General features: G+C 71.0%; 10 protein-coding genes and 1 tRNA gene. 5 read left to right on the top strand and 6 right to left on the bottom strand.

All coding sequences use genetic code 11. From position 1 onward, the window contains the following. Positions 1 to 440 precede the first annotated feature (440 nt). Positions 441 to 1,937, top strand: coding sequence for a cellulose binding domain-containing protein (locus ABZ404_RS20050; protein ID WP_358837840.1), 1,497 nt, complete (start codon positions 441 to 443; stop codon positions 1,935 to 1,937). A gap of 90 nt (positions 1,938 to 2,027) precedes the next feature. Here ABZ404_RS20050 and ABZ404_RS20045 read toward each other — a convergent pair whose 3' ends face one another. From ABZ404_RS20045 to ABZ404_RS20030, 4 genes are all read right to left on the bottom strand, one after another. After that, entirely contained in the window at positions 2,028 to 3,464 is a 1,437-nt protein-coding gene (locus ABZ404_RS20045) for a beta-glucosidase (protein ID WP_358837623.1), read from the bottom strand. Between the two features lie 59 nt (positions 3,465 to 3,523). Then, positions 3,524 to 4,444: a carbohydrate ABC transporter permease gene (locus tag ABZ404_RS20040; RefSeq protein WP_358837624.1), complete on the bottom strand. Its 921-nt coding sequence runs from the start codon at positions 4,442 to 4,444 to the stop codon at positions 3,524 to 3,526. Then, positions 4,441 to 5,454, bottom strand: coding sequence for a sugar ABC transporter permease (locus ABZ404_RS20035; RefSeq protein ID WP_358990630.1), 1,014 nt, complete (start codon positions 5,452 to 5,454; stop codon positions 4,441 to 4,443). Before ABZ404_RS20035 ends, ABZ404_RS20040 begins: the two co-directional genes overlap by 4 nt. 62 nt (positions 5,455 to 5,516) lie before the next feature. Continuing rightward, the gene (locus ABZ404_RS20030) at positions 5,517 to 6,890 is read right to left on the bottom strand and encodes an ABC transporter substrate-binding protein (RefSeq protein ID WP_358835462.1); all 1,374 of its coding nucleotides are present in this window, start codon (positions 6,888 to 6,890) and stop codon (positions 5,517 to 5,519) included. A gap of 237 nt (positions 6,891 to 7,127) precedes the next feature. Between ABZ404_RS20030 and ABZ404_RS20025 the strand changes: the two genes are divergently transcribed. After that, on the top strand, positions 7,128 to 8,168 hold the full coding sequence (locus ABZ404_RS20025) for a LacI family DNA-binding transcriptional regulator (protein WP_358835463.1): 1,041 nt from the start codon (positions 7,128 to 7,130) through the stop codon (positions 8,166 to 8,168). A 10-nt stretch (positions 8,169 to 8,178) separates the two neighbouring features. On the opposite strand, the gene ABZ404_RS20020 is transcribed toward ABZ404_RS20025, so the two are convergent. Then, positions 8,179 to 8,610, bottom strand: coding sequence for a hypothetical protein (locus tag ABZ404_RS20020; protein ID WP_358835464.1), 432 nt, complete (start codon positions 8,608 to 8,610; stop codon positions 8,179 to 8,181). 156 nt (positions 8,611 to 8,766) lie between these two features. Between ABZ404_RS20020 and ABZ404_RS20015 the strand changes: the two genes are divergently transcribed. Genes ABZ404_RS20015 through ABZ404_RS20005 form a run of 3 tightly spaced genes read left to right on the top strand, consistent with a single transcriptional unit; the run spans position 8,767 to position 10,444 of the window. Further along, on the top strand, positions 8,767 to 9,069 hold the full coding sequence (locus tag ABZ404_RS20015) for a hypothetical protein (RefSeq protein WP_358835465.1): 303 nt from the start codon (positions 8,767 to 8,769) through the stop codon (positions 9,067 to 9,069). Next, positions 9,041 to 9,568, top strand: a complete 528-nt coding sequence (locus tag ABZ404_RS20010) for a DUF6879 family protein (protein ID WP_358835466.1) — start codon at positions 9,041 to 9,043, stop codon at positions 9,566 to 9,568. The genes ABZ404_RS20015 and ABZ404_RS20010 overlap by 29 nt, the downstream gene beginning before the upstream one ends. Positions 9,569 to 9,592: 24 nt before the next feature. Beyond that, entirely contained in the window at positions 9,593 to 10,444 is an 852-nt protein-coding gene (locus ABZ404_RS20005) for a helix-turn-helix transcriptional regulator (RefSeq protein WP_358835467.1), read from the top strand. A 78-nt stretch (positions 10,445 to 10,522) separates the two neighbouring features. Here ABZ404_RS20005 and ABZ404_RS20000 read toward each other — a convergent pair. Continuing rightward, a tRNA-His gene (locus tag ABZ404_RS20000) sits at positions 10,523 to 10,595 on the bottom strand. Positions 10,596 to 10,742: the final 147 nt, after the last annotated feature.

Below are 10,742 nucleotides of genomic sequence, written 5' to 3'. Positions count from 1 at the left end.
GTTGCCGATGGCGACGGCGAGCGCGTCCACCCCGGACTCCGCGACGAAGGCACGCGCCTCCCCGGGGTCCCCGCGCCCCTGGGCAGCTAGGGGCGCGGGGAACTGCGCGCTCAGCCACAGTCGACTCGCAGACGACCAGCGGGTTGGGACGCAGCCCCCGCAGCGGTACGCCGGGTGCCCGAGGGGAACGGTAGCCCGGCCCCCGTCCCCCCAAGGGGCGCGGGGAACTGCGCGAGCAACCCCCACCGGCCCGCAGCAGAAGCGCCCCCCGGAATTAACCCCGCCACATCGCCCCCTTAAGCGAACCCTAAGATCCCCAACCCCCGCCCCCCACACCCCATTTGCCCGTTTCCCACCGGCTAGCGTGCTGCCCGCACCCCATCACCCTCACCACCCACCACCCCCACCCCCACCCCCACCCCCCAAGGGCAGGCGCACTCATGACCCACCCCCGTACCCACCGCCGCCGCGCCACCGGCAAGGCCAAGGCGATCGGCGCCATAGCCACCGCTGCCGCCATCGCGGGCGCCGCCGTCGTCCTCACCGGCACCGCGCACGCCGCCTCCGTCGCCGCCGCGTACACCAAGACCAGTAGCTGGGGCGGCGGTTACACCGGCCAGTACGTCATCACCAACGACAGCGGCAAGGCCCTCCCCGACTGGACCCTGGAGTTCGACCTCCCCGCCGGGACCAAGCTCTCCTCCCTCTGGAACGGTGAGCAGACCGTCAAGGGCCAGCACGTCACCGTGAAGCCCCCCACCTGGGACAGGAACGGCCTCGCCGCGGGCGCGTCCGTCACCGTCGGGTTCGTCACCAACTCCACCGGCACGGCGGGCGACCCCACCGGCTGTCTGATCAACGACGAGAAGTGCTCGGTCGACACCGGCGCCACCCCCGCCCCCACCGGCCGCCCCACGACGCAGCCGACCCCGACCACGCAGCCCCCCACTCACCCCACAGCCACCACGAAACCCACCCCCACATCCACCCCCGCCCCCACCAAGCCCACCACCCCCACCACCCCTCAGCCCCCCACCACCGGCACGACCTCCCGTTTCGCGCCGTACATCGACACGTCGCTCTACCCCGCGTACGACCTCCTCGACACCGCCGCCAAGACCGGCGTGAAGGAGTTCCACCTCGCCTTCATCACCTCCGGCGGCGGCTGCACCCCGCTCTGGGGTGGCGTCAGCGGGCTGGACAGCGACGCCGTCGCCGCGCAGATCGGCGCCCTGCGCGCCAAGGGCGGCGACGTCCGCGTCTCCTTCGGCGGCGCGTCCGGCTCGGAACTCGGCCTGGTCTGCAAGAGCGCCGGCGAGCTCGCCACCGCGTACGGCAAGGTCATCGACGCGTACAAGCTCACCAAGGTCGACTTCGACATCGAGGGCGCGGCCCTGCCGGACACCGCCGCCAACGCCCGCCGCGCGCAGGCCATCGCGCAGCTCCAGAAGTCCCATCCCGGCCTCGACGTGTCGTTCACGCTGCCGGTGATGCCCGAGGGCCTCACCCAGCCCGGCGTCGACCTCGTCGCCGACGCCAGGAAGAACGGCGTCGCCGTCTCGGCCGTCAACATCATGGCGATGGACTACGGTCCGGCGTACAGCGGTGACATGGGCACGTACGCCATCCAGGCCGCCACCGCCACGCAGGCCCAGATCAAGGGCGTCCTCGGGCTCTCCGACGCCGCCGCCTGGAAGGCCGTCGCCGTCACCCCGATGATCGGCGTCAACGACGTCAACACCGAGACGTTCACGGTCGACGACGCCACCCAGCTGGTGGACTTCGCCAAGTCCAAGGGCCTGGGCCGGCTCGCGATGTGGTCCGGCGCCCGGGACAAGCAGTGCGCGGGCGGCGCCAAGAACTCCGCCGACCCGACCTGCTCCTCCATCGTCCAGGCCCCCCTCGCCTTCACGAAGGCCTTCGCCGCCTACAAGTAACGAGGCCCCCCAACCCCGCCATCCCCCCCGCACGCGCCCCGCCGGTTCACCCCCCACCCGGCCGGGGCGCGTGGCCGCCCCCCTCGACCCTCACCCCAGCGGCAGCTCCTCCGGCAGCTCCCCCGTCCGCGCCACCTCCGCGTACCACCGCGCGCTCGACTTCGGTGTACGGGTCTGCGTCTCGTAGTCGACGTACACCGCGCCGAACCGCTTGCCGTAGCCGTACGCCCACTCGAAGTTGTCGAGCAGGGACCACAGGAAGTACCCGCGTACGTCCGCCCCGTCCCGCATCGCCCGGCGCACCGCCGCGAGGTGGCCGTGCAGGTAGCGGATGCGGTCGGGGTCGTGGACCGAGCCGTCGGGGGACGGCTTGTCGTCGTACGCGGCGCCGTTCTCCGTGATCATCAGCGGTACCCCGGGCGCCTCGCGGGTGTAGCGCATCAGCAGGTCGTACAGCCCCGTCGGGTCGATCGACCAGTCCATCGCGGTCAGTTCGCCCGGCGGCTGGTGGAAGACGACGGAATCGGCCCCGGGCCAGGGCGAGTGGGCGCTCGCGCCGTGTCCGTCGGGACGGGGTACTTGCAGGTCAGGGCCGTCGCCGGGGGGATTGTCAGTGGCGGCGGATACAACTGAGGGTGCGTAGTAGTTGATGCCCAGCAGATCGAGGGGGTGCTTGATGGTGCTCAGATCTCCGTCGTGGACGAACGACCAGTCGGTGAGCCGCGCGGTGTCCCGCAGCAGGTCCTCGTCGTACGCGCCCTTGAACATCGGGCCCGTGAACACCCGGTTGGCGAGCGCGTCGATGCGCCGCCGCGCGTCCAGGTCCGCGGGGGACTGGGTGCGGGCCCTGACCGCGCTCGGGTTGAGGCTGATCGCCAGCTTCGCGGCCTTCGGCAGCGTGGCGCGCAGCCTCTCGGCGGCCAGCCCGTGGCCCAGGCTCAGATGGTGCGCGGCCCGCAGCGCGGCGACCGGATCGGTGCGGCCGGGCGCGTGGACGCCGGAGCCGTATCCCAGGAAGGCGCTGCACCAGGGCTCGTTGAGGGTGGTCCACATATCCACCCGGTCGCCGAGCGCCTCGGCGACGATGCCCGCGTAGTCCGCGAACCGGTGGGCGGTGTCCCGCTCGGGCCAGCCGCCCGCCGACTCCAGCTCCTGCGGCAGGTCCCAGTGGTAGAGGGTGAGGGAGGGCCGGATGCCCTGCTCCAGGAGCCCGTCCACCAGCTTGCGGTAGAAGTCGAGTCCGCGCTGCACCGCGGGTCCGCGCCCGGTCGGCTGCACCCGCGACCAGGACACGGAGAAGCGGTAGGCGCCGAGGTTCAGGTCCGCCATCAGCCGGATGTCGTCCCGCCAGCGGTGGTAGTGGTCGACGGCGACGTCCCCGCTGTCCCCGCCGAACACCTTCCCCGGCGTGCGGCAGAAGGTGTCCCAGATGGACGGTGTACGACCGCCCTCGGCGACCGCCCCCTCGATCTGGTACGCGGAGGTGGCGGTGCCCCAGAGGAAGTCGGGCGGAAAGCGGTCGGTCATGGAGGCGCTCCCATCGAGGGGGTACGGAAGGAGGGGGCTGTCGGGCGCGTGGTCGGTGCTCACCCCTTGACCGCTCCCTGCATGATGCCGCCGACGATCTGCCGCCCGAAGAGGACGAACGCCAGCAGCAGGGGGAGGGTGCCGAGGAGGGCGCCGGCCATGATGACCGACTGGTCGGGGATGTAGCCGCGGCCGAGTCCGGTGAGCGCCACCTGGACCGTGGGGCTGCCGTTCTGGGTCAGCGCGATGATCGGCCAGAAGAAGTCGTTCCAGGCCATCACGAAGGTGAGCATCCCCAGGACCGCCATCGCGGGCCGGGCGGCGGGGAAGACCACGTGCCAGATCACGCGCCAGCTGCTGGCGCCGTCGACCCGGGCGGCCTCGATCAGCTCGGTGGGCAGCGCCTCGATGAGGAACTGCCGCATGAAGAACACCCCGAAGGCGCTGACCAGGGTGGGCAGGATGACCGCCTGGAGCTGATCGGTCCACGACAGCTTCGCCACCATCATGTAGAGGGGGACGACGCTGAGCTGCGGCGGAATCATCATCGTGCCGATGACGAGCAGGAGCAGCACGTTCTTGAAGCGGAACCGCAGCTTGGCGAAGGCGAATCCGGCGAGCGTGGAGAAGAAGACCGTGCCGAGCGCGATCGAGCCCGCCACGATCGTGGTGTTGAGCAGGGCCGTGCCCATGTTGGCGTCGGTCCAGGCGATCTTCAGGTTCTTGAAGAGGTTCCCGCCGAACCAGAAGGGCGGCGGGGTCTGGGCGAGGCGCTCGTTGGTGCGGGAGGCGGCGATCGCCGTCCACACCAGCGGGAAGAGGGAGCCGGCGGTGAAGAGGATCAGGATCGTGTACGTCAGGCGTCCGCCGTGGAGCTGGCGCCCGGCGCGGTGGACGGACCGGGGAGAGGAGCGGGAGGGGGAGCCGGGAGCGGCGGGGCCGTCGGCGGGGACGGCCGGGGCCGTCGTCTTGGCGTTCATGACGTCTCCTTGCGCAGGGCGCGCGAGACCAGCCAGTTCACCGCGCCGATCAGCAGCAGGATCAGGAACATCGTCCAGGCGATCGCCGAGGCGCGGCCGAGGTGGAGGTTCACCCAGCCCTGCTCGTACAGATACAGCCCGAGCGTCTGGAACTGGTGGTCGGAGCCTCCGGTGGCCCCGGCGCCGCCGTTGAAGAGCAGCGGCTCGCCGAACAGCTGGGTCGCGCCGATCGTGGACACGACGCAGGTGAAGAGGATCGTCGGCCGCAGCGCGGGCACGGTGACGTGCCGGAACTGCTGCCAGCGCGAGGCGCCGTCGAGCGCGGCGGACTCGTACAGATCGGGCGCGATGGCCTGCATCGCGGCCAGATAGATCAGCGCGTTGTAGCCGGTCCAGCGCCACACCACGATGGTGGAGACGGCGAACTGGGAGGTCCAGGTGCCGTTCTGCCAGTCCACCGGTCCCACGCCGAGCTGGCCGAGCGCCCAGTTGATCATGCCGTAGTCGCGTCCGAAGAGGAGTACGAAGACGAGGGTCGCGGCGGCCACGCTGGTGGCGTACGGGGTGAGGACGGCGACCCGGAAGAACATCGAGCCGCGCAGCTTGTAGTTGAGCAGATGGGCGATACCGAGGGCGATCAGGAGCTGGGGGACAGTGGAGATGAGACCGATGGTGAAGGTGTTGCGCAGCGCGTTCCAGAAGAACTCGTCCGACAGCAGCCGGGAGAAGTTGCGCAGACCGACCCAGTGCATCTCGTTCGGCGCGGTCAGCTCGACCTGGTGCAGCGAGGCCCAGCCCGTGTAGAGCAGCGGGAAGAGGCCGAAGGCGGCGAAGAAGAGGAAGAAGGGCGCCACGAAGGCGTACGGGCTCCAGCGCACGTCGCGCCGGTAGCGCCGGCTGCGCCGCTCGCGCCGCCGCGCCTCGCGGGGGTCGGGGCCCGGGGCGGCGGAGGCCGCGGGGCCCGGGGCGACCGCGGCCGGGACGGCCCCGTCCGGGGTGGCGGCGGTCAGGCCCGCGACACCCCCGCCGCCCCGGTCCCCGGAGGCCTCCGCCCCGGTGCCGTTGGCCGTCCTCACTGGTCCAGGGCGTTGTCGATGGCCTTCACCGCGGCTTCCCAGCCGGCCTGCGGGGACCGGCCCTTCTGGTCGACCTGGAGCATGCCGACGTCGGCCAGGTTCTGCGCGATGATCAGGTCCTTCGGCCCGAGCGCCTGCACGGGCGTGCCCTCGGCGGCCTTGGCGAAGATCTGCCCGATGGGGGCGCCGCCGAAGTAGTCGTGCTGGGCGCCTGCGACGGTGGGCAGGGCGTACGCGGCCTTGGCGCTCGGGAAGCTGCCGCGCTTCTCGAAGAAGGTCGCCTGCTGGGCCGGCGCGGTGAGCCAGGCGGCCAGCTCGGCGGCCTGCTCGCGGTGCTTGCCCGCCGACGGGACGACGAGGAAGGAGCCGCCCCAGTTCGACGGCTTGGGCGCCGCCGCCACGTCCCACTTGCCCTTGCCCGCGGCGCCCGCCTTGTCCTGGATGTACCCCAGCATCCAGGCCGGGCAGGAGACGGTGGCGAAGCTGCCGTTGGCGAAGCCCTGGTCCCAGCTGGGCTGGAACTGCTGGAGCTTGGCGGTCAGGCCACGGGTGGCGAACGAAGCCGCCGTGTCCCACGCCTCCTTCACCGCCGGGCTGGTCTTGTAGACGACCTTCCCGTCCGCGTCGTAGTAGCGGGTGTCGCTGGAGCCGGTGATGGCGTTCAGGACGCCGGAGGCGGAGTCGACGAAGGCCTTCCCCTTGGGCGCCTTCGCCTTGTAGCGCTCACCGGCCGCGAGGTACTTCTGCCAGTCGCCCGCCCACAGCTTCCCCACGGCCTCCCGGTCGGTGGGCAGCCCGGCCGCGGCGAACAGGTCCTTGCGGTAGCAGATGCCCTGCGGCCCGATGTCGGTGCCGAGGCCGACGGTCTTGCCGTCCTTGGTGGTGGCCTGCCCCCACTTCCACGGCAGGAAGGCGGCCTTGTCGACGCCCTTCACCTTGCCGAGGTCCTCCAGGTGGGCCGCCTGCGTGGCGGTGACCTCGGCGATGTTGTTGACCTCGACGGCCTGGATGTCGGCGAGCCCGCTGCCGGAGCCGAGGTGGGTGAGGAGCTGCGGGTAGTAGTTCTCGTTGCGCTCGATCGAGGTCTGCTTGATCTCGATGTCCGGGTGGAGCTTCATGTACGCGTCGTAGAGCCCGGCCTCCTTGAGGCCGAAGGCCCCGAAGACACCGACGGTGAGCGTGGTCTTCGCCCCGCCGCCCCCGCCGCCTCCGGAGGAGGACGAGCCGGAACCGGTCGAGTCCTTGCCGTCGCCGTCGTCGGCGCAGCCCGCGAGCAGTCCGGCGCCGAGTACGGAGACGACGGCGAGCGCCGCGAGCCGCCGGGGCGCGCGGGTGCCGAAGGGTGTTCTTGTACGGGATCTCGAACGCATGGTGATCCTCCAACGTGCTTTCCGTGCAGAACGATTGACGGTCGGTCATGCAGGGGTGGAAGGTGCGGAAGGTGTACGGACGGATAGGGGTGGGAGCGCTCCCAGTCGTGATGTGTTGAAGGGTGGCGACTGTCCGGGAGGGTGTCAAGGGAGCTGGCAAAGGCAGTCCGCCACCGGGGTCGTGCTGTTAGTTTTCACCCCGAGGTCCACGATGTGCGGCAAGACGCGGAGGCAGCCATGAAAGCAGCTCGCACGGTCCGGGGCCGCGGGGCCGGGCGGCCCACCCTTGAAGAGGTGGCGGCGCGTGCCGGAGTCGGCCGCGGCACGGTGTCCCGGGTGATCAACGGCTCGCCCCGGGTCAGCGACCGTACGCGCGCGGCCGTCGAGGCGGCGGTGGCCGAGCTCGGCTACGTCCCCAACCGCGCGGCCCGCGCCCTGGCCGCCAACCGTACGGACGCGATCGCCCTGGTCGTCCCCGAGACGGAGACGCGCTTCTTCGCGGAGCCGTACTTCTCCGAGGTGGTCCGGGGCGTCGGCCAGGCGCTCGCGGAGACCGACATGCAGCTCCTGCTGACCCTGGTGGGCAGCGAACGGGAGCGCCGCCGCCTCGCCCAGTACCTGACGGGCCACCGGGTCGACGGCGTCCTGCTGGTGGGCGTCCACGCCGACGACCCGCTGCTCGACCTCCTGGAGCAGCTGGACCTGCCGGTGGTGATCAGCGGCCCGCGCTCGGAGGAGGAGCCGCTGGCCTCGGTGGACTCCGACAACTTCGCCGGGGCGCGGGCGGCCGTGGCGCATCTGCTGGCCCGGGGCCGGCGCCGGATCGCCACGATCACGGGCCCGCTCGACGTGTACGGCGCCCGCTGCCGCCTGGACGGTTACCGCGCGGCCCTGACCGAGGCGGGCCTGGCGCCCGAGCCCGGGCTCATCGCCCCCTCGGACTTCACGGAGGAGGGCGGCCGCGAGGCGATGGCCGTACTCCTCGACCGCGCCCCCGGCCTCGACGCGGTCTTCGCCGCCTCGGACGTGATGGCGGCGGGCGCCCGCCAGATCCTGCGCGAACGGGGCCGCCGCGTCCCCGAGGACGTCGGCCTCATCGGCTTCGACGACTCGGCCATAGCCCGCCACATGGAGCCCCCGCTGACCAGCGTGCGCCAGCCGATCGAGGAGATGGGCCGGGCGATGACGGACCTGCTCCTCACCCAGATCGCGGCAGGCGAACGCGCGAGCACCCAACTGGTGCTGCCGACGGAACTGGTGGTACGGGCATCGGCGTGAGGCCCCCGCGCTACCTCGTGCCGCTCTTGCGTACGCATCCGGGCGTACCGGCCGGATGCCGGTACGCGTCCGGCCGGGCCCCGCACGACGAGAACCCGAGCACCACCTCGGCCTCACCGGCGACGGGTTCGTCGCAGACGGCGCAGATCCGGGGGAGCGCGTGCTGCGGGCAGGCCCGGGGGTACCAATAGGTCCGGTAGTCCAGGATCTTCAGCGGCCGCGGCCCCAGGTCGACGGCGGTCGCCGCGGTCAGGGTCACTCCGCACCACACGCAGTCGACACCGCGCTGCTGTGCCTGCGAGAGCCCACCGATCTCGGGCAGCCCACCGACGAGCCTCGTCGCGCGGCCTCCATGCGTGACAGCACTCGCTTCGGGCTCCTTGCGGACGGCGCGGGTCCGGTAGTACGCCGGGGCGCCGTGGAGGGGGTCGGGCTCGGACATGGGGGCCTCCCTGGGGGTGGGACTGCGCGTTGGTCAGGAAGGTAGGCGGGCGGCGTGCGCCGAGGCCATGAATGTGCACCGATGTACACCTTGGCCGGTATCCAGGCCATCGACCGCACGCCCTCTTGACCGCCGTGTCGAAACCGGAGGACTGTGATGTACATCCGTGCACACACAGCTGAGCAGCTGGAGGCCGCCGTGGCATTACGGTTCGTCGGAATCGACCCCAACTCGGGTACGGGTGAAAGCCCCACGGTGTGGGTGCACGACACCACACGTGACCTGGTCATCCAGGGCTGGAAGCCCGGTCCGGAACTCGAGGCGGAGTGTGCCGCGTTCATGATGCCGGGACATGCCGCCGGTATCCCGGAACACGAAGCGGTCGTCCGCATCCCGGTGCGGATGGTGCCCATCCTGAGGAAGGCATGTGATGACGCCGAGCGTCCCGACCATCGCTGAACTGCTCGACAGCGCTCGACACGCGGCTGTGCACCTGGAGATGCGCGATGTCTATGGGGTGGCGGGGGAGGCCGTTGACTTCGCCGGGTGGAAACGCACCGGGGAACGGGACACGGATCCCGGATCACCGTACTGGGCGCCATGGGTGGAGTTGGTTCGCCGTACCCTGAGCCGTGGCGTGGCAGTCCGCCGCGCGCGCATCGTGTCCGAGCCGGTCAGCGACTACATCCGCTACGAGCACGCGGGCACGGTGGTCAATCTGCGCGCCGGTGAAGACGTGCGCTGGCTCGCACGGCGGCGCGCTTCCGACATCGCACTGCCGGGGAACGACTTCTGGTTGATCGACGGCAGCGTCATCCGCTGGAACCACTTCACGGGCGACGGCGCTTCCGGAGGCGGGGAACTCAGTGAGGACCCAGCCGCCGCGCACCTGTGCGCACGTGCCTTCGAGGAGGTGTGGGAACGCGCCGTACCCCACGACGACTACAAGCTCAGCTAACTCGGAAGGCCCACAGGTCGGCTCATGCCCATCTCCCCCTCGTCGGCAGCCCACGCCGCGCGTGGACAAGTCGCACAGCGACTGCGTGAGCTCCGCGCCGACGCCGGGATCACCGGGGGTGAGCTGGCCGCGCGTTGCGGCTGGACGCACTCGAAGTCATCGCGCATCGAGAACGCCCGGACGCCGCCCACCCCGGAGGACATTCGCCGTTGGTGCGTGGCGTGCGGCGCTCCCGAGCAAGTGGCCGATCTCGTGGCCCAGTCCCGCAACGCCGAGGCGCAGTACGTCGAATGGCGCCGAAAGGTCCGCACTGGGCTCCGGCACCTCCAGGACAGTTATGTGCAGCTGTACCGGTCGACGACTCTGTTCCGTGTGTACTCACCCACGCTGGTCCCGGGCCTGCTGCAGACCGAGGGGTACGCACGAGCCGTACTGTCTGCCAACGCCCGCCTGCTCGGTATCCCCGACGACGCGGAACAGGCTGCTGCGGCCCGTATCGAACGCTCAAGGATCATCCACGAGCCCGGGCGCCGGTTCGTCCTGCTCATCGAGGAGAGTGTGCTGCGCTACCGGCTGGGCTCATCGGACGCGATGGCCGCTCAGCTCGGCTACCTGCTCACGGCCGGCGCGCTGCCCGCAGTCTCGCTCGGGATCATCCCCGAGGAGACGGGGGAGCGCGCGCTGTGGCCCCAGGAGGTCTTCCATATGTACGACGACACGCTGGTGTCCGTGGAGCTGTTGTCGGCCCGGGTGACGGTGACCCAGCCCACGGAGATCGAGCTCTACCTGAAAGCCTTCGAGCGCCTGCGCACCATGGCCGTCTACGGGTCCGACGCCCGCGCGCTCGTCCTCAAGGCCATCGCGGCCCTGGGATGACCCCCGGGCCCGTACGTGTCGAGGCCACACAACGAGAAAGGCCCGGTCCGCCGGAGCGGACCGGGCCTTCCCGATCAGGGTGAGTAACGGGACTCGAACCCGCGACATCCTGGACCACAACCAGGTGCTCTACCAGCTGAGCTATACCCACCATGCGTGGCCGGACTGTTGTGGTCTGGGAAAGTCCCTGGGGGCTTTCCTTACCGGCCGAGAAAAAGTGTACAGGGTCCGGGAGGGTGCTCGCGCACATGTTTCGCGGCACCCTCCCGGGGTGGCCCCTGAGCGCCCCGGAGTGACC

Source organism: Streptomyces sp. NPDC005878 (assembly GCF_040629815.1).
In the GTDB taxonomy this organism is placed as follows: domain Bacteria; phylum Actinomycetota; class Actinomycetes; order Streptomycetales; family Streptomycetaceae; genus Streptomyces.
Note: the sequence above shows the minus strand (reverse complement) of the source record. Positions and strands in the feature narration are given on the sequence as shown.

Excerpts from the sequence above, each read along its gene's own strand:
- ABZ404_RS20010 (WP_358835466.1), top strand. The coding sequence starts at position 9,041 with ATGACGCCGAGCGTCCCGACCATCGCTGAACTGCTCGACAGCGCTCGA.
- ABZ404_RS20020 (WP_358835464.1), bottom strand. The coding sequence starts at position 8,610 with ATGTCCGAGCCCGACCCCCTCCACGGCGCCCCGGCGTACTACCGGACC.
- ABZ404_RS20025 (WP_358835463.1), top strand. The coding sequence starts at position 7,128 with ATGAAAGCAGCTCGCACGGTCCGGGGCCGCGGGGCCGGGCGGCCCACC.
- ABZ404_RS20045 (WP_358837623.1), bottom strand. The coding sequence starts at position 3,464 with ATGACCGACCGCTTTCCGCCCGACTTCCTCTGGGGCACCGCCACCTCC.
- ABZ404_RS20015 (WP_358835465.1), top strand. The coding sequence starts at position 8,767 with ATGTACATCCGTGCACACACAGCTGAGCAGCTGGAGGCCGCCGTGGCA.
- ABZ404_RS20040 (WP_358837624.1), bottom strand. The coding sequence starts at position 4,444 with ATGAACGCCAAGACGACGGCCCCGGCCGTCCCCGCCGACGGCCCCGCC.
- ABZ404_RS20005 (WP_358835467.1), top strand. The coding sequence starts at position 9,593 with ATGCCCATCTCCCCCTCGTCGGCAGCCCACGCCGCGCGTGGACAAGTC.
- ABZ404_RS20030 (WP_358835462.1), bottom strand. The coding sequence starts at position 6,890 with ATGCGTTCGAGATCCCGTACAAGAACACCCTTCGGCACCCGCGCGCCC.
- ABZ404_RS20050 (WP_358837840.1), top strand. The coding sequence starts at position 441 with ATGACCCACCCCCGTACCCACCGCCGCCGCGCCACCGGCAAGGCCAAG.